Below are 22,135 nucleotides of genomic sequence, written 5' to 3'. Positions count from 1 at the left end.
GGGTGGTCGCTAACCACCCCTTTAGGAGCAGTATGAGACATGAGTGCTCAGATAGAAGAAACCCCGATCGCGGCGCTGACGCCATGGAAGCGTAACGCACGCAAGCACCCCAAGAAACAGATCCGGCAAATCGCGGCGAGTATCCAGGCTTTCGGCTTCAACACGCCGGTGCTGATCGACGCGCAGAACCGCATTCTCGCGGGCCATGGACGGGTCGCGGCGGCCCGCCACCTGGGCCGGGACACGGTTCCCTGTCTGAGACTGGAGCACATGAGCGAAGAAGAGGCCCGGGCCTTTGTCATCGCCGACAACCAGTTGGCGCTGAATGCCGGTTGGGACGAGGACCTTCTGGCCGAGGAACTCGAGGCCTTGCTGGCCTCGCCCGATCTCGGCTTCGATATCGGCGCGATCGGTTTCTCGGTCCCGGAACTGGACATGATCATGGACGGGGTGTCGCCAGCGGAACCGAACGATCCCGCCGACGATGTCCTGCCCAAAAACGTGCCGGTCCGCTGTCGTCCGGGTGAGCTTTGGCAACTGGGGCAGCACCGCCTTATCTGCGGCAATGCGCTGGACCCGGATGTGGGGCAGGCCCTGATGGGGGATGATCGCGCGCGGATGGTCTTCACGGATCCGCCCTACAACGTGCCGATCGAGGGCCATGCCGGGAATTCCGGCCGGACGCGCCATCGTGAGTTCGCGATGGCGGCGGGAGAGATGAGCCCCGAGGGTTTCACCGCCTTCCTTTCTGACGCGTTCGGTCAGCTTGCCAGGCACAGCATGGATGGGTCGATCCACTTCATCTGCATGGACTGGCGCCATCTGGGCGAGGTGCAGGCGGCGGGAGGGCAGGTCTATTCGGAGCTGAAGAACCTGATCGTCTGGGTCAAGGACAATGGCGGCAGGGGCACCTTCTACCGGTCACGCCACGAGTTCATCCTGGCCTTCAAACACGGCACTGCCCCGCATGTGAACAGCTTCGAACTGGGCCAGCACGGCCGCTATCGGACCAATGTCTGGGAATATCGCGGGGTCAATACGCGCAAGCGGGGACGCATGGACGAACTTGCAATGCACCCGACGGTCAAACCGGTGCAGATGATCGCGGATGCGATCCGCGATGTCTCGGGGCGGGGCGAGATCGTGCTCGATCTCTTCGGCGGCTCCGGTTCGACGTTGATCGCGGCGGAGAAGACCGGCCGGCGGGCGCGGCTCTGCGAGATCGATCCCGTCTACTGCGACCGGATCATCGCGCGCTGGGAGGCCTATGCCAAGGATACTGCGGTTCTGCTGTCCCCCGGACGGGACGGTGAGGCCCACGGAATGGAGGCTGCAGAATGAGCAAGGATGATGACAAGCCGCCGTTCCTGCCCTCGCCGAATTACGAGGTGGGCTATGGCAAGCCTCCGCGGGACAAGCGGTTCCGCAAAGGGGCATCGGGCAATCCCAAGGGCAGGCCGGTAGGGGCATTCAATCGCCGTTATTCAGGTCCACAGGAACGGCTGTTTAATGCGGTCAGGGAAGCCGCTGAGCGCGAGGTCATGGTTCGCGACGGGGCCAGGGAATCGAACATGACAATGACGGAAGCGATGGTCAGTGCCATGTTCGTGAAGGCTGTTCAGGGCAGTGCCCGACACGGAGAAATTGTGCTCAGGTTGATGGCCGCTGACGACGCACATGCAAGACGTCAGAACGAACGTTTGCTCAAGAATACAATTGCCTACAAAACGTACTGGGAAAACGAACTGGCCCGCCGCAAACGCCTGGGGATCAGCCATCTTCCGGATCCGGTTCCGCATCCAGACCATATCCTGATCGACTTCGAAGATGGCAGTGTGACCTTTGCTGGGCCTATGACAGAGCAGGAGAAAGCCGAATACGAGGCGGCGATTGCCGAAGCGCACCGGCAGGTGGATGAGTGGGAAGCGAAGAAGGAAGAGGAGATAGCTTCCGTTGAAGAATACTGCGCCGCTGACCCGGACAAGGCGGGCTTCCCCGAGGAGGTGCGCCGCCGGGTCAAGGAAAGCGCTAACCGGAAGCGCGCGGAGATCGAAAGGTATCGCTGACCAGCGGCCCGGGCATGTGGCCCGGGCCATTCAGCTTGCCTCGAAAAGCTGGTTGGCCAGCGTTTCAATCCGTCCCGACCAGGCAAGTTGCTCACGCCAAGGGACTGGAATGGCATCCGCGCCATAAAGCGCGCCGGCGAGTTGGCCGGCGATGGCAGCGGTGGTGTCGGCATCCTCGCCAAGATTGGCCGCCCGCAGTGCTACCGATGAGAAGTCGCCCGAGGCGCCAACGCTCCAGAGGGCGGCTTCCATCGAATGGACAACATATCCCGAGGCCCGGATCTGGTCGCGCCGCTTGCCACGCCAACTGCCGGACAGGATCGGCCCGATCGTTCCGGCGTACTTCCCCGCACGAGGCTCCAGCACGGTCCTCCGGGGTTGGCCTTCGATGGCATCTGCAAGCAACTCAGCCCAGGCGACGCAGGCATCGACCGCCTCGGCCGCGGCATGGGTGGTCCGGCTCTGCAGAGCCGCGACATCGCGCAACCGGTCCCGGTCCCGCCAGTGGCGGATCGCTACCGGCGCAAGTCGCATCAGGCTGCCATTGCCCGCGCTTTTGGGATTGGTGGATCCGGCCATCGGGTCGCCGGAATGTTTCCAGCGGGCCAGCGCCTGTCTGGTGGTGATGCCAATGTCAAAGCACTGCCCGGTACAAGAATAGGTGCCGTTCTCGTGCCAGTCGACGAAACGTTGCATCAGGTCTTTCAGGTTGAGATCGGGATACTTCAAAAGGCTCTCCGCCAGGGCAAGCGCCATGGCCGTATCATCGGTCCATTGCCCCGGCGCCAGTCCGAAAGGCCCGCCGCCCACCATATCGGTCAGCGGGACATAGCTGTCTCGACTGCGGAACTCGAGCGTTGTGCCAAGGGCATCCCCGACCGCAAGGCCAAGAAGCGCCCCGATGGCACGATCTCGGATCGCGGCTTCTGAGGTGGCAGGCTCTGGCTCGGGTGGCCGCCCGAGCGCCAGTACGAACCGTTCCTGCTCGAGCGTTTCGATGGCGCCAGGGCGGACCGATCTCACGGCCTTGATCGCTTCTCGCGGCTCATGGCCGAGTTCGACCATGAGACGCGCCGCGATGGTTCCGGCCCGGCCAAGCCCGCCCTTGCAATGCACCAGCACGTCGAAACCACAGTACAAACGGTCGAGCAGGCCCGGGCCGATCAAGTCCCATGCCTGCTCGAACCCGTGATCCGGCACCCCATAGTCCCGGATCGGGAGGTGAAGCCAGTCCATGTGACGATCACGCACGGCTTTCCCCAGTCCCCGAACCTGCAGTGCTTCAAGCTCGTGGTCCTCGACCAGCGTCACGACCGCCACGGCGCCCCAATCGCGGACGGCATCGAGGTCGCGCCCCAGATCGCGGTTCCAGCTGCCGGTCATCGCATCGGCCTGCACCTTGCCGGGACAGAAGGTGATACCGATCCGCCCCAAGCCTCGACCGGGACTGAGCGTGGCGATCTGAAGGGGATGGGTCAGGCTGGTGCGCATGGAATACTTCCTCTCAACGGGGGTGGCCGCGTATGTCGGAAGGAGCTTCTCAATCAACTCGCAGCAGGGCAGCAATGCTCCGAACCAAAGGGAATGCAAGAGGTTAGTGCCATTTTGCAGAATTCTTATGGGAGGCAGACGAGACAGACCCTGACAACGGAACCACTTTCTGGATATCGTGCGTAAACGTCTCGATGGCGGACCTGCTTTCGAACAAGGAGATGCTTTCCATGTTCAGGGCTGCAGCAAAACCTGACGGCGCAGCCGATCGCACCGTGCGCTGACGGTACAGCGATGGCAGCGTGGGGCGCGCGAAGTGCAGGCCTTCGCCACGAAATCTAGCGTCGCCCAATTTGCTCAGATCGGCTGGTCTTTCACGAGCCAGTGCGATGCTGCTTGCAGCCAATGGTCGTATTGTATGTCCGCGAGCACACGGGGGCGAGCGAAGCGCTCGATCACTCGGACCATGTGACGTCGATCAAAGGACGCGGTTGATCATTCTTAAAGAGCAGGATCGCGTTGGCAACATATTGGCCCACCCCAGGAGCATTTGCCAGAAATGCGGGATCAAGTCCGCGATGGGATGGATGGGTGCCAGCGAAGGGACCGTCAAATGCTGGTTCGCGGGCGATCGGGGCCAAGTGGCGAGTTCCCGGTGTCGCTCGCGCGTCATTCCGATGCTGTGCTGATCGCGCTGGCGGACTGGCTGGCGTGGAGGATGCCGAGGACCGGGAGCGTCAATACGCGGGGCGTCGCACAGTGTCTGGGTCCTTGTTTTGTGTTCGATTTTGGTTATATTGAATACATCGTAAAGCAGGGAGCGCGCCATGCCTCGCACCACCACAATGACCGTCCGCGTCAGCGGTACCCTCAGCGAGTTCGTCGCGACCAATGTCGGCGCGGACGGTTCCTACGAGAACGTCAGCGAATACATCCGCGACCTGATCCGCCGCGACAAGGAGCGCGCGGAACGCGAGGCATTCAATCGCCTGAAGGCTGAACTCAACCGAGCCTTCGCCGCGCCCGAGGAAAGCTACAGGCCGCTGACCGCCGCCGAGGTGATCGCCCGGAATCGGCAGACCTGAACCGATGGCGATCCGGGTTCAGGAGGTGGCCTCGGTGCGCCTCGACGAAATCTACAGGTACACCCGCGACCGCTGGGGCGAAGCACGGGCCGACACCTACATCACCGGCCTGTTCGCTGCGTTCGAGCAGATCGAAACACGCGGCGTCCGGTCCAGGCCTGTGGCAGCCGAGTTCGAGGTGGAGGGGTACTTCTTCCGCTACGAGCGGCATTTCGTGTACTGGCGGCGGCTCGCCAACGGCGACATTGGAATCGTCACCATCCTGCACGAGCGGATGCATCAGATGGATCGATTCAAGGAGGACGACACAGCGTAGCGGCCAATCCCAGGTCGATCCGTTGAAAATTCCAGGGCCGTCCCGAGAGTTCGAATCCCATCGGCTCCGCCACTTGCCCTCGCGAAAGCGTTCTCCCGATCCGGCTGCGGCCGGATTTTCTCGTTGTTTTGGAGGGTTATGCGGGAGGGGCTGTTAACCGGCCTACGCCCCGAAGGGCGCGCATCCGTTCTCTCCAGGCCGATATTCTCCGGACCTGTTAACCGCGCGCGATCCGGTTAAGCCGGTCAAGGTCCTGATAATGAAGTATTTTGAGCCACAGGTCATTCGTAACCGTTTTGAAAGACGTATCCATGCCGCAGGGAACTGGCGTCGAACTCTGTGATGGTTAGGGCAAGTAATCGAATGCATCCGCGCTTTCATACAGAGCCTTGATGGTTGTCGCGGCAGAGACCGACGCGCGCGTCGCGGCTTCCTTTAGGTCCAAAACACGGAACTTGTCGCCGATCTTCGCAACGGCCTCGATCCGACGATACTGGTCGCCGAAGCGTTCTGCGTACTGCGCAAGCCCCTTGAGCTTCGGCATCGCGTCGCCGAACTGAATGCCGTGCGGATCGACGATATCGGCGGCGACGGTCCCATCGTCCTGCTGAACGAAAAAAACGAAGTCTGGCCTGACGATCCTTGGTTCGCCCCCATCCTCGTAAATGATACCAAGCGAGTCCTGGCTGGCGCGCGACGGGTTCCGATACCACGCGACGGCTCCCGCCCGCGCGAGCTCGGATTTCACGACTTCACCTTCCCAGGAATTGAAGTCCTCGGGGAACATCCCATGCTCATCGCACAGCATGTGCCGCTCGAACGATGGCAGCGGGGTCTCTGAGCCGTTCGCCTCCCGGATTGTCGTCGGCTGCATCCAAGACGTCGGTCGAGCCAAGTCCACATCCATGGGGTTCGCGCTCATCTCCCGGATCTGGCGATACACGTCCTGACGCTCGTCGGACAGGTTCTTGATGTCGACCCGGAAACGAGTGAGCCATTGGTTCGCGAGTTTCTCGGCCTCAGTCTCAAGTGTCTCTCGGATGCCGGGAACCAATCCCAGAGCGCCAATCGTGACGTGTGCATCGATGAGAGCGGCCTCCATGTCCTCCGCATCGCCTTCGCTCCGCGCCAGGTAGTCGCTGTACGACGTCGCAAGATCCGGACTGATCGCACGGCCCGCCCTGCGATATGCGTCTTCGATCACGGCGTAGTCCGCTTCCTCGAGGAAGTCGTCGAACGACATGCCGCCGCCTTTCAGGTCGGCCTTCAGGCTCTTGCCTTCGACTGTCAGGACCGATTTGCGGGCAGTCTCGATTTCCGCCTTGTATCGCGCTCTGGCGCCATCGAGCACCTTGTGCATTTCCGCATGGGCAGCCTTGCCAGCGTCTTCGAGCAGGCCATCCACGGCCAGCTCATGCGCCAGCGAGGTCAGTCTCTTGACTGGACGGGCATGCCGCTTCGGCAGGGATTGAGACGGCAGCGAGAGCAGCTTGTCCCACACCGGCTCCGGGATCGAAGGATTGGGCTTCAACTCGACGGGGTTGATCAGTACGCGGCGGCCCGGCAAATCGTCGCCACCGTCCCCGCCGGACATCAACGCCTTGGCGACGTCCTTGACCGAGGCTTCGTCGAAGAACGGTAGCAGGCAATCGACCGAGTTCAGTCGTTCGTTGCCCGGGATCCGCCGCGCCAGTGGGGTGCGGACCATGCGCCCCAGCAGCTGCGTGATGTGCGTCTTGTCCCGAGCAGGCCGGAACGACACCATGACTTCGGCGCGCGGACAGTCCCACCCCGTGCTGATGGCGTCCTTCGCGATCAGGATCCGGACCCATGTCGATTCCTGAACGCGTTCGGGCGAGATGTAGGGCACGGTGTGGCGGCCGAAGGTCTGGGTGGAGTGTTCCCCGAACACATGCGCCACCGCATCCTCGGGCAAGTCCGACCACTGCGTGAAGATGGTGTCGAGAGCCCGGCCGATGTCGTTGTGATCGGGCGCGTTCGGAACCTGCAGAACCATAAGGGGCAGCACTGTTCCGGCATCGTCCTGCTGCTTGCCATAAGCCTCCCAGGCGGAGGATATCTCCTTCAGCTTGTCGGTGCCGCGGCGCACCAGCACGGTATCGAACTGCCCCGCCTCTTTCGGCACGTCCAGGATGATCGTATCCTTCAGCAGACCTGACGCCTGGACCTTGGCGGAATCCACCACCACGTTCGGCAGGGTCGCGCGGCCCGTCATGTCGGTCATGGCGGCGTTGAACCGCTCGACCGTGGCCGAGATGCCCCAGACGACCGGTATGCCGGGGACCGGTCCCGAGCCGTTGATCAGCCGCTTGACGATGGTGGTCTTCTCGCCCGCGCCGGTCGCGGCGCGCATCCCGCGATGCGCCTCGTCGAGCACGAGGTAAAGCGTCAGCGCCGGGTCATCGATGGTGTTCTGGATCGTGTCCCAGATGGTGAAGGAGCGACTGTCGGGCATCAGCCGGATCTGCCCGTCCTTCTCGATCCCCTCGTCATCGGGATCGTGTCCGCGCACCAGGAGGCTCGACTTGCTCAGCTTCTGGGTGTTCAGGAAATAGACCTTTCCCGGTTCCAGCACCTCGCGCTGGAACGTGCTTTGCACCACCACAAGGTCCGAGATCGACAGTCTGTCCGATGCCTCGAGCAGGCGGAACCGCGACTGCTCGTTCAGGGACGGATCGTCGCTGAACCAGATCACCACGGCACCCGGGTCAGGCTCGATGTCGTAGTTGTCGTCGCCGTGGAACAGCGCCTCGAACACCGCCGCCGCCATCACGGTCTTGCCCGCGCCCGTGGTGGCCGTCAGCGAGAAGGCATGCTTGTCGCCGTCCTCGCGCCAGCGACGCGAGGCCTTCTTGAGGTTCACCAGAACCTCCCGAACGGCTTCTTCCTGATAATCCTTGAGTGTGAACTTCATGGCTCAGCGGCCCATCGAAAAGCGGAAATTGGAGAGGTAGGACTCGTAGAGCCGCACCGGTTCGACGCTGTCGGGCAGCGCGCGCGCCACCGCCTGGAACCGGCGGTCGTCATCTGTCACGACGTAGGCGATCCGCAGGGTCGGCTGGGCGGCGGCCGCGTCGCAGAACGCGGCGGCGCGGTCCAGGTCGACGAGCAGACCGTAGGTGTCGGCCACGTCCCATCCGGTGGCGGGAAGATCGTCGATGCGGCGCCCCTCCGATCCGGCGCGCATCCACAACAGCGGCGCGATGCGCTGGAAGGCGAGGTTGTGGCTGACGGCAACGGGCGCTTCGTAGGTCAGGGTGAAGAACTCGGCGTTTTCCTCGAACCCCTCGGCCATCGGGAATTCATCGGTGAACTTGTAGTCGCCCTTGATGTCATCTCCTTCCGGCGTCTTGCCGGTGATGGCGGCGGCGATGCGAGGCTTGGTGATGTAGTCGCAGATACCCAGCTTCTCCCAATCCGCGTCACCGGGGCGCAGGCCCTCCATTCGTAGGGCGGCGTGTTCGTCGGCCGCAACCTCGTTATTGGTGACGGAGATGCATTGCCGTCGCCCGCCATCCTGACGATTCAATCGCATGACTGCGTGGGCAGTTGTCCCCGATCCGGAAAAGAAATCGAGGATGATGGCGTCTGAGTTTTCGCTCACAAAGAATCGAAGACTATCTTCAACTGCGAATAGCGATTTTGCGAAGGGGAACTTCCTCTTCGGCAAAACACGATTGAGCAGTCCAGCCCCGCCAGTGCTGGCGTCGTGGGACTTCTTAGTCCAGACTGTTCTTGGGGTTGGCAAAGACTCTAATGCAGCGCCATCCAATTCGAGAATAACGACGCCGTTTTCATCTTTGCCAAGTGTCGGGATCAGGCCGGTCACTACCGCCTTGGCTTTCTTTGCCTTCATGTACTGAATTCGCCACTGGCCAGTTTTGGAGTTGAATGCTCCTACTCTCGCAGTTCCTTGTTCCCGCGCTTTCTTCAAGCCAGACGGCGATAACTGCCAGAACCCTTCCGTCAGGTCATCTTTGATTGGCCAGACGCAAGTGAGGCCTTCAGGCGCTTTAACGTCGCTTCGATCCGCATCTGGTGCAAGTGGTTCTCCCACATCAACGATTGCCTGCCTGTCGGTATCAATAAAGATGGGATAAAACTGATTTGGTCGTTGAGAGCGAACTACGCCTATACCACGGCGTATCATTCCTTCCCAAAGGTCAGATTCCGAAAGCCCATTTCTCGGTTGACTTCCAGAGTTTTCAAGCATGCTGTCGGCATTACGCGTGACCTCGGCTGCTCCAAAAAATACAAAGTATATATACTCATCTACTCTAGAAAATTCCTTTGTGCGTGACGTGCCTCCTGGCTTTATCACGCTCGTAATCATTTGAATTTTGGCATCGGGGAAAAGCTGTTCGAGGAGAAGGCCCAACCGCAAGACCTCCTTTTCGTCGATTGTTACAATCAGAACACTGCAGTTCGGATTTAGAAGCATCTCGGCAATTTTCAGGCGCCGCTCCATGAAGGCGAGCCACTTAGAATGCCGATAGAGATCTTCACTTTCGACATAGTCGTTGTTGTATTTCCAGTCCCGCGCTCCGGTATTGTAAGGCGGGTCGATGTAGATCGCGTCGATCTTGCCACGATGTGTGTAGGTCAGCGCCTCCAGCACATGGAAGTTCTCGCCGTTGATCACCGTGTGGAACGGCTTGTCGCCGCCGCGCTCTACCCGCCCGGTGCTGACCAGGCCAGGGTAGATGTAATCCCGGAACTCGGCCACCACGACCAGATCGGCAACCGCGACATCCACAGTCTCTGGCGCCTCGGCGTCGATCAGCTCGACCAGCGCCATCCGCGTCTCGGCTTCGCCTTCAATTCGCTTGACGCGCCAGAGCCGCTGGTCTGCGCGCTGGACAGAGCCCCGCGGCGGCAGGATGCGTACCTTGTCACCCCGCCGCACGGGGCGGCCGGGCAGCTCCACGCTTTCGGGGCGGTGTCGTTCGAAGTTCAGACCGAAGGCCCGCCGCGACGCCAGCGCCTTGAACTCCCGCTCGAGCTCGTTCCCCAGAGCACTGTCCTTGGCCTTTGCCCGGGCGATGAGATCCGTCAGACGCGACATTGCCAGCCCTCGTGCCCCGCACCCGCAACTGCACCGCACCCGTGATGCCCCGCGCGCGACGTGCGGAGCAAGGCATTCGCGCGTTCGACCGCAGTCGGCCGGTGGGCAGGCAAGGTGGTAGGGATCGCGGTCGCGGCTGTCATCAATTCTATGTCCTGTCAGGCGGCGACGGACTTGCCGAACGCCCTGCGAAAATGAGCTGACAGAACCGCCGTTTACGCGCGGAGACTAAACCGCAAGTGCATGATGAAGCAAGCCGAATGGCGGCTTGCGCCCGCAGTCCTTGGCTCCTGTCTGCGCCAGGATGGACAACAATGGCCATGCGATTTTCAGAACAGCGACGTCTGACCAGTGTCATCCACACGGAGGACACCGAGCAACTGCCATGTATGATGGCGCTTGGCCATGTTGCCGACACAGAACAACATGCCTTTCCGAGGGTATTCCTCGTTGAAGGTCTTGCTCATCCAGTCCAGCGCAGCCTGGTCGGATCCCTCCCGCCGACGGCCGTTGAAGAACATGGCGTGGGCTTCCCAATCGCCATTCGCGCAGTCATGGGGGCCTGTGCCATCTTCGAACTTGAAGCGAAAATCATAGGGACTGGGCTCAAGCGCCTTCAGTTGCTCATCGAAGAACGACCCCTGGCGCGCGGCCTCCGCATACAGTCGCCGTTCCTGTTCGATCTCATCCGGCTTCTTGGCCTTGTAGAAGAATCGGGTGTTTCTCGGCCGGATCAGCGCAAGCGACCTGCCAGCCGCCTCGGCTTCCTTGATGGAGGCAGACACGAGCGGGCTGAGAAACGACGTTCGATCCTTCGGCGACATGCTGCCGTTCACGGTGATGCTGTCTTCCATCACATGGCAGCTCTCTGCACGACGATCGCTGGTCGGCGGCCTGAACTTGAAATCTACCCAGTCCCAGCGCTTGAACGCAGCGCCGTCGGAAAGATGCCGAAATCGGATTGGGAACAGGCGCTTGAATTCGCCGTGGGCTGTCACCCCGGCACAGCAGACAGTTTCCCCGTGGTTGGCGCTACGCTGCGGTAAGGCCTTCACCAGAATGGAAACGCGGCAGTTTTGCAGCGTGACGGACATATCGCTCCGGATCATCAGCGAACAGATTGAATACCTCGAAGCCCGTCTCTTCGATCACTTCGTGCGCAACGATTGTCCTGTGGCAGGTTTCCGGATCGCGCTCGAAACAGAGCAGGCAAGTCGGCGCATCCTGAACGAAATCGATCAATTCCCGCAGCGATTCTTGCGCTGGGGTTGTCTCGATATGCGCGCCGTAAATTGAACGAAACAGGTCAAAATCTCCGGCCCGGGCTGCCTCGCGGCCGGGCTTGGGATCGCCAAGGTCGACGAAATGCGAATACTCGATGCCTTCGTCGGCAAGACGCGCGGCCAGCTTGGTTTTCGAGAAGCCGGCCTTGCGCGATGCAGCGACCGCGCGAACATCGGCCAACCTTTCGACGCCAGCCGCTTTCAGCGTCCGGACGAACCGATCAATGTCGGTTCCCTCATAGCCAACCGTGAATACTACGCTCATACCTGCCCCTTTTCTTTGACCGTAACATGCCCGGTCGCCGACGTGAATCCCCTGATTTGCCGCAGATCTTGTGCTGTGGCGGGTTCACCAAGCGCAAGCTTCTGCTCGGTCCAGTCTTCCGGCAGTGGTTGTCGCAGGACTTCCAGCGTGAGGTGGCGCGGCTGACGTCCGTCGAGGATCGCCTCAACCAGGTCTGGGGACAGATGCGACAGGCGCATCGTCCTCGTGAGGTATGGTGCGGCGATCCCCTCTCGCTCGGCCAGTTCAGCGATGGTGGCGAACTCCCCGGAATCCAGCATGCGTTTCCACCGGAAGGCGCGTGCCAGCGCCTTGACCAACGTGTTGTCCGGCGTTCGCTCTGGTCGGACACGGTCGGGCATCTGCATCTCCCTCCGCCCGCCGCGCTTAACGATGCGAAACGGAACGTGGAGCGTCATGGTTTCGGGGACCGGCGTGCCGCGTGTCATGCAGCCGCCCCCAAGTTTCCAGCCAGCATCTCTCGCGCGAGGCTGCCGAGGCCATCGACGCGGAGGCGGACGTTGAGCCCATCCGTGCCGACGTCCACGCGCTCGACCAGCAGCGCCACGATGCGCGCCTGCTCGGCAGGGAATAGTTCGTCCCACAGCGGGTCGAGCTGCTGAAGCGCTGCCCGTGCGTCGGCCTCGGTGATCTCCGCGTCATGCGCCCGAGCCGCTCTCAACGTGCCCGCCACGATCTCGGGCTGGCGAAAGACGGCGCGAAGCTGATCGATCACGGCGGCTTCGATCTCCCCCGCAGGCACGCGGCCGACCGGGCACGACCCGGCGCCATGCTTCAGCACCGTCTGGCTGACGTAGTAGCGGTAGAGCCTATCGCCCTTGCGGGTATGCGTCGGTGAGAACGCGGCGCCATCGGGACCGAACAGCAGCCCCTTCAGCAGCGCGGGCGTGTCGGCGCGCGTGCGCGCGGCGCGCTTGCGCGGGCTCTCCTGGAGGATGGCGTGAACCTTGTCCCACGTCTCGCGGTCGATGATCGCGTCGTGCTCGCCGGGGTAGCTATCGCCCTTGTGGACCGCCTCGCCGATGTAGGCGCGGTTGCTGAGCATCCGGTAGATGTATTTCTTGTCGATCCGGTTGCCGCGCGGCGTCCGGAGGCCCCGCGTGCCGACCTCTCGCGCCAGTTCCGTGCAGGACCCGATCTCAAGAAAGCGGTCGAAAATCCAGCGCACATGCGTTGCGGCTTCTTCGTCGACCACCAATTTCCGATTCCCGACGCGGTAGCCGAAGGGCGGCACGCCGCCCATCCACATGCCCTTCTTCCGGCTGGCGGCGACCTTGTCGCGGATGCGCTCGGCCGTGACCTCGCGCTCGAACTGGGCGAAAGACAGCAGGATGTTCAGCGTCAGCCGTCCCATGGAGGTCGTCGTGTTGAACGATTGCGTGACCGAGACGAACGTCACGCCGTTCCGGTCGAACACCTCGACCAGCTTGGCGAAATCCGCCAGCGACCGAGAGAGGCGGTCGATCTTGTAGACCACCACGACATCGACCAGCCCATCCTCAATGTCCTCCAGCAGCCGCTTCAGGCCGGGCCGTTCCAGCGTGCCGCCCGAGATGCCGCCGTCGTCATACTGATCGCGGACCAGCACCCAGCCCTCGGACCGCTGGCTAGCGATGTATGCCTCGCAGGCCTCACGTTGAGCGTGGAGGCTGTTGAACTCCTGCTCCAACCCTTCCTCGGAGGATTTCCGGGTGTAGACCGCGCACCGCAGCTTGCGGACGACCTTCGATTTTTCCGGCGCCTTCGTCATCTCCGCCCCCAGTGGTTCTTGAGGCCGAAGAAGACCCAGCCGTTCCAGCGAGTGCCCGTGATGGCGCGCGCGATGGCGGACAGTGACTTGTAGGGCCGCCCCTGCCACTCGAAGCCGTCGGCGGTGACGGTGACGATCTGCTCGACGCCCTGCCACTCGCGCAACAACCTTGTGCCAGTGATGGGGCGATCGCGGTCGGCGCGGATGCTGCGCTTCCTCCTGTCGCCGCCGTCTAGTTCCTCGCCAAGCCGTTCCAGCCGTCGGATCGTCTCAGGTTTCAGGCCGCCATAGGCGAGTTCCTGAATGCGGTAAGCCAGGCGGGACTCGAGGTAGCGCCGGTTGAACGGCGGCGGCTCGCGGTCGAACAGGTCGCGCCACTGCTGCTTCAGGTCGGCCGTCGGCGTGGTCTTCAGGGCCGCCAGGCGCGCGGGGATGGGATCGAGCTTGTTCATGCATTTCTCCTGTGAGTTGGAGTTGCATGACGGCATTCGTCGGGCGGATAGTGTAGGCAACTATCTCCAGTATCCTCAGATGCTTCGCCCCCATCCCGCATCCGTAGCCGAACCAGCCCGAGCGCCAACAGACCGCATAATTCGGCACGGCGCTCTGCGGGCGTCATCTGGTCGGGCGGGAGCGGATTGGGGCGTTTCATGCAGGCCTCGGAGCAGTCGTCTCCTCTGGCCTCTACTCGTCGATGTCGGAAAGCGTCCCAACCGATCCCGCACAGGTTGAAGAATCGATCAAAAGAACGTAACAGGAACACTTGTTTTGCAGGAAAGGGGATTCGTCGTGGCCGGCAATTTGAAGAAGTTCGTGAACCCCCGGTTCATCAAGACCATCGATCTCGCCCTGATGAAGCCGCTGCTGGCGCGACACGAGGGCAAGTACAAGGGCTTCTCCGCCGACCTGCTGGACCAGGAGGAGGATGCCGCCCGCGAGGCGCTGGAGAAACTGCTGACCGGTGCCGAGGACAGCTATCCCGAGGGGCTGCGCAGCGATCTGCACCGCATCGCGGAACTGGGCGATGCCCGCGGCCTCGAGATCATCCAGGGGCAGGCCGCCCGTCAGGGCGTCGATCTGTTCCCGGATATGAAGACCGGCGACGAGGACGCGCCGAACCAGGCGCATGATCCCAAGCACATCGCCGTCCGGGTGTTTCTGGAGCATCCCGATCTATTCGATGCGGCCGCCGACCACATGGCGATGCTCACCGCCGACCGCCTGCATGAATATGCCGGGCGGGAACGTGGCGTCGCGATCGATCTGACGGCGGAGAAGGTCGAGGCGTTCCGGACGGCCGTTGCCGCGCTCTTCCGTGACGCCTTTCTCGGAGACTACTGCCGGGTGGGCGACTACGACGACGATGACGAGATCAACCTCGTGGTCAGCCACGGCTCCATGGTTTCAACCATGCCGGTCGTCGAGGGCCAGGTCGAACGGGTCATCAGCGTGCGCCAGATTTCCCACGCCGTGCTGCGATACTCCGAGAACACCGGCATGCTGCGACTGGCCCGCATCCGGAAGGCGCATCAGCCCGAGATCGCGGAACTCTTCGCCTCGATCATCCTCGAAAGGCCCGGCTTCTTCGACGGCGACGATGCGCAGGACCTCTATACCCTGCGCCCGGTCGAACTGGCCGGACCGGGCTTCGCCTTCGACGCTGCCTACGATCCACTGATCGACAAAGTGCTGATCATCGAGGCGGCGGCCGACCTGATGGCGCCCGGCAAGCAGGGGTATCCCCGCGTGGTGCGCACGCTGCGGTCGCGGGATCTGGGCGGTGACGCGCTCCAGCATTTCGGCAGTACGCCAGTCTCGTTCGCTGGTGCTTGGCGGCTGGGCGAGCTCGTGTTCCGGATCCTGTTCAAGGGCGACGGCAAGCGCCAGCCGCAGGTCACGGTCAAGCTGCGGCCCCCGGGCGTAGTGCAGTTCCGCCGCACCCAGCATGAGGCGCGGGTGATGAAGCTGATCGAACGGAACGGGCTGATGAATGACCGAGACGATTTTGAGGTTGTTGACGCGGCTGAGTGAGGCTGGTGACGACGCAATCCTGCCCGGTGAGCTTGCCGCGCCGTTCTTCGGCCCCACCTTCGACCGCCTCCTGGCAAAACGTGTCCTCGTCGAACAGGCGCCGCTGGCCGATTGGGAGGTCTGCGACGCCTGCGAGTGCGGGCTCCCCTGTCGGCCGATCCGGAAAGTCGGCGATGCATTTCGGGCCGAGTGCCCGCTCGACCGCCGACACGACGTCGATCTCACCGAGGACGATCTGCGCGTGTTCCACATCGGCGGTGGGGCCCTGGCATCCGTGATCGGCGCGGCGGCGGGATTCCGGGCGGCCCCGAATCTGGCGGTGGAGAAGGTCTGGCGGCTCGGCGACACGCCATCCGGTCGGGCGGTGTTTCTTGCATTGGAGCCCGCGGCCCTGACCGGCGACGGGATCATCGCATCGTTGCGCCAAGCGGCGCAGGGCTCCGACATCACGATCCTCGCACCGGAAGTGCCAGCGGAGGCTGCGCGGCGACACTACGATGCGGGATTTCATCTGGTCGAAACCCTCGAGGTGCTGACGCCCGCCACAAATGGCATCTGCGGCGCGATCGACATGGTGGCTCTGGCGCCGGTCCCGATGGCGCCCGTGCTTCGCGTGCGGAGAGCGACGGCCGAGGTTCAGTGGGGCGGTCGCTCCGTCATTCTATCGCGTCAAATTTTCCCCGTGTTCGAGCGTCTGCTGGAAAAGGCGCTGTCTCGCGATCAGGTCGCCTCCGGAGCCCATGTCGAAGGCACGACGGCGCGCGAGGCCAAGGATCTGATCCGCGAGTTGCGCGACGCGTTCAAGGCTGCCGGCTTCACCGATGCCGAGAGCAAGACCCTGATCGTGACAGTGCGCAACCGGGGCTATAGGCTTGGAGTGCCGGCAACCCAGATCGTGGTCGAAGGTTGAACTGCCGCAAGTGTTTGGCTGGAATGTCGATCTGGCTATGTCTTTTTTGGACAAGCAAGCTTAGCCTACCACCCATTTCTCCGCTTGGATAAGCTGAAGTAAGTTCATGGTGCCGGCCATGCCCATATCGGTGCACACATCAGGGATGTTGGGCCTGTTCAGGTTGCTGGTTGGCTTCTCGTCCGTGACAATCTGCAAGTTATCTACACGCGCTAGAGCAATAACAAATGGGTCAGCGGATGTTCGGAGTTTCCTTTCTCCGACTAGCCTCGGATAGGAAGCGAGGACTTTTGCGGCCTCAATTTGGATCTGGTCCTCTAGTTCACGAAACATTTCGCTTCGTGCCTTTAGCCAGACATGTAATTCGTCGGAACGTTTTGAGGTTTCGTGCAGCACCTCGATCGGGGAGACCATCCGCCCGCACTCGATGAGGTCGTCGAACCGTTCCCAGACTCGGGGAAAATTCTCTGGCGGGTAGCGTTCCTGCCAAGCAGCAATAAGTGCACTCGTGTCGATGCAGTAGACCACCATCACAGACCATTTCGCTGGAATGCGGCCTGCTCCAGCGGCGGTATGTGTTTAAGCTTCGCTCCCAAATAGCCCGCAACATCGTTCAACGTGATCCGCTGATTATAGTAGCTTCGCAGCACGAGGCGCGTGAAGCCGCGCCCGTTCCAGCTCATCAACATTACAGGCCGCTTGATCGGAACCGGCTTCCGATCTTTCGCGCGCTCCTCTGCGGCTTGCCGATATTCTTCCTGAAACTTGGGTCGCTCGCCCATATAAAAGTCCCATGACGCGCGGCCTATGCTGACGAAGCGCAGAAGCAGGGCTTCCCGGCTTACTCCCAGTTGCTGCGCAATTGGGCGCAGTTCATCATGGCTCCATTCGCGCCGCGCAGCATCTGCAACCTCGCTGAAGCTCATCAATACGTCGCGCGGCATTAGGGTGGCGGCTGCCACAGCATCGCAGAATCGTTCTATGCGACGCTCGTCCGGCGTGAGCGCGATATCGTCGCCAGCGCCGTTGGAAATGGCACTTTCGCCAAGCAAAACGTGACAAAACTCATGGAGCAGTGTGAATGCCTTGCCGCCTTGGCTGTAGTCCTTGCCATTGATGACAATGGCGGGAAGCTCCGCCTTTGCGATCGCGAAGCCTCGCATCTCACTCAACTCTACGCTGCGATGGGGGCCGCTGACGACGAAAACAAGGACGTTATGTTCTTCAAGTCGCCTTCGCCAGAAGTCAAACGCCTGCCTTGCGGACTTCTGTTGCGCTTGGTCATCCACATCGAGGAAAGCTCGGATTGCCTGTCCAAGCGCTTCAGGATCGTCATCGAGTGTGGCGCTAAGGGGCAACGGCCGCGGCGTTTCGGCTAGGTCCTGAAGAAGTTCCAACGCCACCTCGCGGCGCTCGTAGGCAGCACGGATATGGTAGGCGAGATGGGCAGAGAGTGCTTTCTCAGGCTCATCCGGGAGCCTCCGAAAGTCGCGCAGAGGTGCAAAGTCAAGTGGCGGCTCCGGCAGGTAGAAAACTGCCAGCGGAAACTTGTACTTTTCAGCCAGGTTTCTGAGCTGCCCTAGCGTCGGCAGGTCATCCCCCGCTTCCCAGCCTTGAAGGCGCTCAACCGTTACACCGGCAGCCTTCGCGGCAACTTCAGCCGAGATCTTCGCCCGGTCGCGCGTCCACGTCAGCAACTCGCGCTTTATCTGAGCCTTGATAACAGCCACGCCTCATTGACCTTTTTTGCCCACCACAGTTGGCAGTGCCTCGAGAATTAATGGGGAGCAACGAGGTTCGAAGCCCAGGGCCACTCATGGTATTCTGGCAATTTCTCCGACTTAGAGCAATCGAAAGCTGCGCGAATCCGATAGGTTAGCTCGCAGATGCGAAGATCAAAGGCGACGATGCCGACACCAAGGGCCTGATCACAACCGGGGATACCACCTCGCGTCCCGGCGACTGGGGTCATGATCGACGGCTGAGCCGCCGCCCACCAAACCCCCACCTTATTCCCACCCCGTTCCCACCTGCGCGCCGACCGCATCCGGCACCTTGGGCTCATCAGAAACGATGACCGAGGCGCACTGCGATGCAGATCGAACTCTCTCCCGACGACATTGAAACCATCATCCGCGAGGCCGATGCGGCGGCACAACGGCTCCGGCGCAAGCTGAGCATGCCGCTCTGCGAGCGCGAGGATCTGGGTCAGGACCTCCTGGTCGATCTGCTGCGCCGCTTGCCCGCCTACGATCCCTCGCGTGGCAGCATCGGCGCCTTCGCCAACATCGTTCTGCGTAACCAGTCCTCGCGGATCGCGATGCGCCATCACCGCCAGCGCCGTGCGCAGGGTGGGTCGCTGCTCTCGCTCGAGGTTCCGCTGGCCGGTACCCGCGAGCCGGTCGGCGACACGCTGACCGAGGACGACGGGCTTGCCGCCTGGCACGGCCAGACCTGCTGCGCCGCAACCGTCACCGAACTTCACCACGCCCTGCAGGCCGCCCTCGCGCGGCTGCCGGCCGAGGATCGCCGGTTCTGCGCAGCGTTGGCCCATCGCCCCGTCACCGCGCTCGCGGCCGAGGGTTTCGGCAGCCGGTCCGCGCTCTACCGCCGCCTCGCCGATCTCCGCCACGTCCTCACCGCCCACGGTCTCGGTCCCGCCTGGGACGATCTCGCGGCGGCCTGAGTAGAGGCGAAAGGAGGAGATCATGTTCATGGGCACCACCCCCTTCATCACGGTCCGCGCCCGCCGACCGCTCACCGAGATCGAGTTCTGCGCCTGGGTGGCGCAGGCCGTGCCGGGCGACCGGCTGGAATACCATCGCGGCTTTCTGACGCTCGATCGTTGTCAGGGATTATCCCGCTTCACGACCGAAGAACGCACAAGGCTGACCTGGCTAGGCGCCCGCACGTTCTGGGCCGCCGAACAGGGCCTCGTGCACCTGGTGCAAGAGCGCTTGGGTCCCGACCAGTTCGCCTACATCGCCGTCGCCCGCCCCAAGCCGAAGGCCGCAGCCGTGTCGCTGTCCGCGCTCCTGCTCGCCGAGCAGGGGCAGCCCGACCACGCCACCGGTTCGAGTGGTCGGGCTGCCGCGTGATGACCGCCTTCCAATCCCTCTTTGCCGATCATGGAGACCCTTACATGCCGTTCCCCGCGAACACCCCCACCGTCGACGACCTGCCGGGCCTCGGCCTGCAGGACATCGCCCAGCTTCCAGTCGAACTGCTGGCCATCCTGCAGCGCGACGTCGACGAGCGCATCAAGCGCGACAAGGCCGCGAAGGCCCGCCTGGATGGCGCTCTGACGGTCCGCTACGCCACCCGCGCCGCCGAGGAGCGGCAGGCGGCGGGCAAGGACACCGGGACGATCCGGTTCGACGATGGTGATTTCACCGTGGTCGCCGATCTGCCCAAACGGGTCGATTGGGATCAGGATCGCCTCGCCGCCATGGTCGAGCGCATCCGCGCCGCCGGGGACGATCCCGCGCAGTACGTGGACATCGCCTTCAAGGTGCCCGAGCGCAAATACGCAGCCTGGCCCGACGCCATCCGTGCCGGTTTCGAACCCGCGCGCACCGTCCGGCCCGGGACGCTGAAGATCGAGATCGTCCCGCAGGGGGGCGATCAATGAGCCTGCGCATCATTTCGGCCGACGACCGGCTGCGCGAGGCGCAGGGCAAGACAACGATGGCGCTGTTCGGACCGAGCGGCGCGGGCAAGACCACGCTGTTGAAGACCCTGCCGCCCGCCGAGACGCTCTGCATCGATCTGGAGGCGGGCCTCAAGTCCGTTCAGGACTGGCCGGGCGACAGCATCCCGATCCGCCGTTTTGCCGACGCGGTCGACATCGCCTGCCTGATCGGCGGCGCGAACCCGGCCGCCCAGCCCGAGGAGCATTTCTCGGAGGCGCACCATGAGCATCTGCGGGCGCAGCATCCCGAACTGGCCGAGAAGATCGACACCAAGCGCATCATCTTCGTCGACAGCATCACCGACCTGACGCGCCAGGCCATGGCATGGGCCAAGACCCGGCCCGAGGCGCTGTCGGAACGCACAGGCAAACCCGACACGCGCGGCGCCTACGGCCTGCTGGCGCGCGAGGTCATCGGTCTCCTCAAGCATCTTCAGCATGCGCCCGGCCGCACCGTCGTCTTCGTCGGCATCCTCGAGAAGGTCGTCGACGACATGAACCGGGTGACCTGGCAACCCCAGATGGACGGCGGAAAGGTCGCCCGCGAGCTCCCCGGCATCGTCGACCAAGTGCTGACGATGAGCCTGTTCACGCAGGATCCCGGTGCGGGCCCCGATGCGCCCCCGACTTGGCGGCACGATCCAGACAAGGGCAGCGCGCGCCGCCTCGTCTGCCAATCCGGCAATCCGTTCGGCCTGCCGGCCAAGGATCGCAGCGGCATGCTCGACCTGACCGAGCCGCCCGATCTCGGCGCGCTCCTCATCAAGATCAACCAACCCCGGAAAGGATGACGACATGACCTTCGACATGAACGACGTGGAGCCGCAGCAGTCCGGCGATTTGATCCCCGACGGCACCTTCGCCAAGCTGGTGATGACGCTGCGCAAGGGCGGCACCGACGGGACGGGCGACACGGATCGCGGGCTGCTCAAGACCTCGAACCAGCCCGGCAGCGACGTGCTGATGCTCGACGCCGAGTTCACCGTCGCCGAGGGCCCGCATGCCCGACGCAAGTTCTGGCAGAACTTCACCGTGCAGGGCGGCAAGCTCGACGAGCAGGGCCAGTCAATCGGCTGGAAGATCTCGAAATCGACCTTCCGCGCGATGATCGACAGCGCGCTGGGCCTGAACCCCGAGGACATGAGCGAGGCGGCGAAAGCCAAGCGGGTGCTGCGCGGGCTCGCCGATCTCGACGGGATCAGCTTCGTCGCGAAGATCCAGATCGAGCCGAGCCGTAACCCCGCCTACAAGGACGCTAACAAGCTCGACCATGTCGTGCTGCCCACCGCGCCCGAATGGCGACAGGTGATGGCGGGCGAGCCCGTGGCCGCGCAGCCCTCGAACAAACCCCGGCCCGCCGCCGCAGCCGCGCAGCCCGCGGCCCCGGCATGGGGCCAGCCGCAGACGGCCTCCGCGCCGGCGGCGCCCGCCTGGGGCGCGCCGTCGGCTCCCGCCCAGCCCGCCACCCAGACCCCGCCCGCCGCCAAACCCGGCAACGGCCCGGCCTGGCTGAACCCGTGAGCCCGGACGAATGGCAGGCGCATGTCACTACGGAGGCGGCACTGGCGATGGGACGCTGGCTCGAGGCGCGCGGGCGTCTCGACCGCCCCATCGCCAGCCTGACCCGGCGCGATCTGGAATGCATGGCTTCGAACGCCATCAGTCGGTTCATCGTGCTGTCCTCCGAACGCCGGACCGCCGCGCCGGACAAGGAGGAGCGCGATGCGCTGGACCTGCTGCTCATGGGGTGACGCGCGCGGACCTCGCCCGGCGCGTGCCCTGCGCCCAGTGCGGTCGCGAGGCCCGGGGCTTCGGCTACTGCCACGGCCTGCGCTGGGATCGTCACCCTCATTACCGCTTCTGCTCGATGGCTTGCCTGATGGCGGGCTCGGCCAACGCCAAAAGGAACCACGGCATGATCGACAAGACCGACATGGAGACGCGCGCCATCGTGGAGGCCCGCCGGATGCTCGCCGAGGCGCTGACGGAGATGGGCTTGATGGAGCCCTTCTTCGACCGCCCGGCCGCGGACATCGACCGCGTGATCGAGGCCTGCGTCGACGGCTTTCAGGCTTCGATGCAGCGCCAGTCCGACAATGGCGACGTGCCGTTCTGAGGGGGT

23 protein-coding genes are annotated in these 22,135 nt (G+C 63.2%); 13 read left to right on the top strand and 10 right to left on the bottom strand.

What is annotated here, in order from left to right; translation table 11 throughout:
* Positions 1-39 precede the first annotated feature (39 nt).
* Both AC2FNA_RS03405 and AC2FNA_RS03400 read left to right on the top strand, forming a co-directional pair.
* On the top strand, positions 40-1,341 hold the full coding sequence (locus AC2FNA_RS03405) for a site-specific DNA-methyltransferase (RefSeq protein ID WP_496824465.1): 1,302 nt from the start codon (positions 40-42) through the stop codon (positions 1,339-1,341).
* Positions 1,338-2,066, top strand: coding sequence for a DUF5681 domain-containing protein (locus AC2FNA_RS03400; RefSeq protein WP_496824463.1), 729 nt, complete (start codon positions 1,338-1,340; stop codon positions 2,064-2,066). The genes AC2FNA_RS03405 and AC2FNA_RS03400 overlap by 4 nt, the downstream gene beginning before the upstream one ends.
* A 30-nt stretch (positions 2,067-2,096) precedes the next feature.
* Here AC2FNA_RS03400 and AC2FNA_RS03395 read toward each other — a convergent pair whose 3' ends face one another.
* Positions 2,097-3,557: an ADP-ribosylglycohydrolase family protein gene (locus AC2FNA_RS03395; RefSeq protein ID WP_496824462.1), complete on the bottom strand. Its 1,461-nt coding sequence runs from the start codon at positions 3,555-3,557 to the stop codon at positions 2,097-2,099.
* Positions 3,558-4,384: 827 nt separating this feature from the next.
* Here AC2FNA_RS03395 and AC2FNA_RS03390 point away from each other — a divergent pair.
* The gene (locus tag AC2FNA_RS03390) at positions 4,385-4,642 is read left to right on the top strand and encodes a ribbon-helix-helix domain-containing protein (protein WP_496824460.1); all 258 of its coding nucleotides are present in this window, start codon (positions 4,385-4,387) and stop codon (positions 4,640-4,642) included.
* 4 nt (positions 4,643-4,646) lie between these two features.
* Positions 4,647-4,958 carry a type II toxin-antitoxin system RelE/ParE family toxin gene (locus AC2FNA_RS03385; RefSeq protein ID WP_496824458.1) on the top strand — a complete coding sequence of 104 codons (312 nt, stop codon included), beginning with the start codon at positions 4,647-4,649 and terminating at the stop codon, positions 4,956-4,958.
* 346 nt (positions 4,959-5,304) lie between these two features.
* On the opposite strand, the gene AC2FNA_RS03380 is transcribed toward AC2FNA_RS03385, so the two are convergent.
* The 7 genes from AC2FNA_RS03380 to AC2FNA_RS03350 form a co-directional block, all read right to left on the bottom strand.
* Positions 5,305-7,893 carry a DEAD/DEAH box helicase family protein gene (locus AC2FNA_RS03380; protein ID WP_234184587.1) on the bottom strand — a complete coding sequence of 863 codons (2,589 nt, stop codon included), beginning with the start codon at positions 7,891-7,893 and terminating at the stop codon, positions 5,305-5,307.
* Between the two features lie 3 nt (positions 7,894-7,896).
* A complete protein-coding gene (locus tag AC2FNA_RS03375; protein WP_496824456.1) occupies positions 7,897-10,044 on the bottom strand; it encodes a DNA methyltransferase in 2,148 nt (715 codons plus the stop codon).
* Between the two features lie 329 nt (positions 10,045-10,373).
* Positions 10,374-11,138: a DUF8758 domain-containing protein gene (locus AC2FNA_RS03370; protein WP_234184585.1), complete on the bottom strand. Its 765-nt coding sequence runs from the start codon at positions 11,136-11,138 to the stop codon at positions 10,374-10,376.
* Entirely contained in the window at positions 11,077-11,592 is a 516-nt protein-coding gene (locus AC2FNA_RS03365) for a DUF488 domain-containing protein (RefSeq protein ID WP_234184584.1), read from the bottom strand. Before AC2FNA_RS03365 ends, AC2FNA_RS03370 begins: the two co-directional genes overlap by 62 nt.
* A complete protein-coding gene (locus AC2FNA_RS03360; protein WP_496824454.1) occupies positions 11,589-12,059 on the bottom strand; it encodes a hypothetical protein in 471 nt (156 codons plus the stop codon). Before AC2FNA_RS03360 ends, AC2FNA_RS03365 begins: the two co-directional genes overlap by 4 nt.
* Positions 12,056-13,381 (bottom strand): recombinase family protein, encoded by a 1,326-nt coding sequence (locus tag AC2FNA_RS03355; RefSeq protein WP_234184583.1) that lies wholly within the window; start codon positions 13,379-13,381, stop codon positions 12,056-12,058. The genes AC2FNA_RS03360 and AC2FNA_RS03355 overlap by 4 nt, the downstream gene beginning before the upstream one ends.
* Positions 13,378-13,833, bottom strand: coding sequence for a DUF2924 domain-containing protein (locus AC2FNA_RS03350; RefSeq protein WP_234184582.1), 456 nt, complete (start codon positions 13,831-13,833; stop codon positions 13,378-13,380). Before AC2FNA_RS03350 ends, AC2FNA_RS03355 begins: the two co-directional genes overlap by 4 nt.
* Positions 13,834-14,170: 337 nt before the next feature.
* Here AC2FNA_RS03350 and AC2FNA_RS03345 point away from each other — a divergent pair, with 337 nt between their 5' ends.
* Entirely contained in the window at positions 14,171-15,412 is a 1,242-nt protein-coding gene (locus AC2FNA_RS03345) for a hypothetical protein (protein ID WP_234184581.1), read from the top strand.
* Entirely contained in the window at positions 15,372-16,322 is a 951-nt protein-coding gene (locus tag AC2FNA_RS03340; RefSeq protein WP_234184580.1) for a helix-turn-helix domain-containing protein, read from the top strand. The genes AC2FNA_RS03345 and AC2FNA_RS03340 overlap by 41 nt, the downstream gene beginning before the upstream one ends.
* A 60-nt stretch (positions 16,323-16,382) precedes the next feature.
* Here the strand turns inward: AC2FNA_RS03340 and AC2FNA_RS03335 are convergent, their stop codons facing one another.
* Positions 16,383-16,853 carry a DUF4411 family protein gene (locus AC2FNA_RS03335; protein ID WP_234184579.1) on the bottom strand — a complete coding sequence of 157 codons (471 nt, stop codon included), beginning with the start codon at positions 16,851-16,853 and terminating at the stop codon, positions 16,383-16,385.
* Complete coding sequence (locus AC2FNA_RS03330) at positions 16,853-18,052, bottom strand: ImmA/IrrE family metallo-endopeptidase (RefSeq protein WP_234184578.1); 1,200 nt, start codon at positions 18,050-18,052, stop codon at positions 16,853-16,855. Before AC2FNA_RS03330 ends, AC2FNA_RS03335 begins: the two co-directional genes overlap by 1 nt.
* Positions 18,053-18,414: 362 nt before the next feature.
* On the opposite strand from AC2FNA_RS03330, the gene AC2FNA_RS03325 reads away from it, so the two are divergent.
* The 7 genes from AC2FNA_RS03325 (at position 18,415) to AC2FNA_RS03295 (ending at position 22,129) form a co-directional block, all read left to right on the top strand.
* Positions 18,415-19,008, top strand: coding sequence for a sigma factor (locus AC2FNA_RS03325; RefSeq protein WP_234184577.1), 594 nt, complete (start codon positions 18,415-18,417; stop codon positions 19,006-19,008).
* Between the two features lie 22 nt (positions 19,009-19,030).
* Complete coding sequence (locus AC2FNA_RS03320; protein WP_234184576.1) at positions 19,031-19,420, top strand: hypothetical protein; 390 nt, start codon at positions 19,031-19,033, stop codon at positions 19,418-19,420.
* A gap of 44 nt (positions 19,421-19,464) precedes the next feature.
* Complete coding sequence (locus AC2FNA_RS03315; protein WP_130989808.1) at positions 19,465-19,953, top strand: hypothetical protein; 489 nt, start codon at positions 19,465-19,467, stop codon at positions 19,951-19,953.
* Positions 19,950-20,804, top strand: coding sequence for an ATP-binding protein (locus tag AC2FNA_RS03310; protein ID WP_234184575.1), 855 nt, complete (start codon positions 19,950-19,952; stop codon positions 20,802-20,804). The genes AC2FNA_RS03315 and AC2FNA_RS03310 overlap by 4 nt, the downstream gene beginning before the upstream one ends.
* A gap of 4 nt (positions 20,805-20,808) precedes the next feature.
* Complete coding sequence (locus tag AC2FNA_RS03305; RefSeq protein ID WP_234184574.1) at positions 20,809-21,534, top strand: hypothetical protein; 726 nt, start codon at positions 20,809-20,811, stop codon at positions 21,532-21,534.
* On the top strand, positions 21,531-21,764 hold the full coding sequence (locus AC2FNA_RS03300; protein WP_234184573.1) for a hypothetical protein: 234 nt from the start codon (positions 21,531-21,533) through the stop codon (positions 21,762-21,764). The genes AC2FNA_RS03305 and AC2FNA_RS03300 overlap by 4 nt, the downstream gene beginning before the upstream one ends.
* Positions 21,765-21,928: 164 nt before the next feature.
* On the top strand, positions 21,929-22,129 hold the full coding sequence (locus AC2FNA_RS03295) for a DUF6511 domain-containing protein (protein WP_234184572.1): 201 nt from the start codon (positions 21,929-21,931) through the stop codon (positions 22,127-22,129).
* The last annotated feature ends 6 nt before the right edge of the window (positions 22,130-22,135 follow it).

The organism is Ruegeria sp. YKSD163, from assembly GCF_059612905.1.
Note: the sequence above shows the minus strand (reverse complement) of the source record. Positions and strands in the feature narration are given on the sequence as shown.

Bases quoted from the DNA above. Each gene is read 5' to 3' on its own strand.
- AC2FNA_RS03355 (WP_234184583.1), bottom strand. From the start codon at position 13,381: ATGACGAAGGCGCCGGAAAAATCGAAGGTCGTCCGCAAGCTGCGGTGC.
- AC2FNA_RS03370 (WP_234184585.1), bottom strand. From the start codon at position 11,138: ATGTCCGTCACGCTGCAAAACTGCCGCGTTTCCATTCTGGTGAAGGCC.
- AC2FNA_RS03385 (WP_496824458.1), top strand. From the start codon at position 4,647: ATGGCGATCCGGGTTCAGGAGGTGGCCTCGGTGCGCCTCGACGAAATC.
- AC2FNA_RS03390 (WP_496824460.1), top strand. From the start codon at position 4,385: ATGCCTCGCACCACCACAATGACCGTCCGCGTCAGCGGTACCCTCAGC.
- AC2FNA_RS03380 (WP_234184587.1), bottom strand. From the start codon at position 7,893: ATGAAGTTCACACTCAAGGATTATCAGGAAGAAGCCGTTCGGGAGGTT.
- AC2FNA_RS03350 (WP_234184582.1), bottom strand. From the start codon at position 13,833: ATGAACAAGCTCGATCCCATCCCCGCGCGCCTGGCGGCCCTGAAGACC.
- AC2FNA_RS03295 (WP_234184572.1), top strand. From the start codon at position 21,929: ATGATCGACAAGACCGACATGGAGACGCGCGCCATCGTGGAGGCCCGC.
- AC2FNA_RS03375 (WP_496824456.1), bottom strand. From the start codon at position 10,044: ATGTCGCGTCTGACGGATCTCATCGCCCGGGCAAAGGCCAAGGACAGT.
- AC2FNA_RS03325 (WP_234184577.1), top strand. From the start codon at position 18,415: ATGCAGATCGAACTCTCTCCCGACGACATTGAAACCATCATCCGCGAG.
- AC2FNA_RS03315 (WP_130989808.1), top strand. From the start codon at position 19,465: ATGCCGTTCCCCGCGAACACCCCCACCGTCGACGACCTGCCGGGCCTC.
- AC2FNA_RS03320 (WP_234184576.1), top strand. From the start codon at position 19,031: ATGTTCATGGGCACCACCCCCTTCATCACGGTCCGCGCCCGCCGACCG.
- AC2FNA_RS03335 (WP_234184579.1), bottom strand. From the start codon at position 16,853: ATGGTGGTCTACTGCATCGACACGAGTGCACTTATTGCTGCTTGGCAG.
- AC2FNA_RS03405 (WP_496824465.1), top strand. From the start codon at position 40: ATGAGTGCTCAGATAGAAGAAACCCCGATCGCGGCGCTGACGCCATGG.
- AC2FNA_RS03340 (WP_234184580.1), top strand. From the start codon at position 15,372: ATGACCGAGACGATTTTGAGGTTGTTGACGCGGCTGAGTGAGGCTGGT.
- AC2FNA_RS03395 (WP_496824462.1), bottom strand. From the start codon at position 3,557: ATGCGCACCAGCCTGACCCATCCCCTTCAGATCGCCACGCTCAGTCCC.
- AC2FNA_RS03305 (WP_234184574.1), top strand. From the start codon at position 20,809: ATGACCTTCGACATGAACGACGTGGAGCCGCAGCAGTCCGGCGATTTG.
- AC2FNA_RS03360 (WP_496824454.1), bottom strand. From the start codon at position 12,059: ATGACACGCGGCACGCCGGTCCCCGAAACCATGACGCTCCACGTTCCG.
- AC2FNA_RS03400 (WP_496824463.1), top strand. From the start codon at position 1,338: ATGAGCAAGGATGATGACAAGCCGCCGTTCCTGCCCTCGCCGAATTAC.
- AC2FNA_RS03365 (WP_234184584.1), bottom strand. From the start codon at position 11,592: ATGAGCGTAGTATTCACGGTTGGCTATGAGGGAACCGACATTGATCGG.
- AC2FNA_RS03310 (WP_234184575.1), top strand. From the start codon at position 19,950: ATGAGCCTGCGCATCATTTCGGCCGACGACCGGCTGCGCGAGGCGCAG.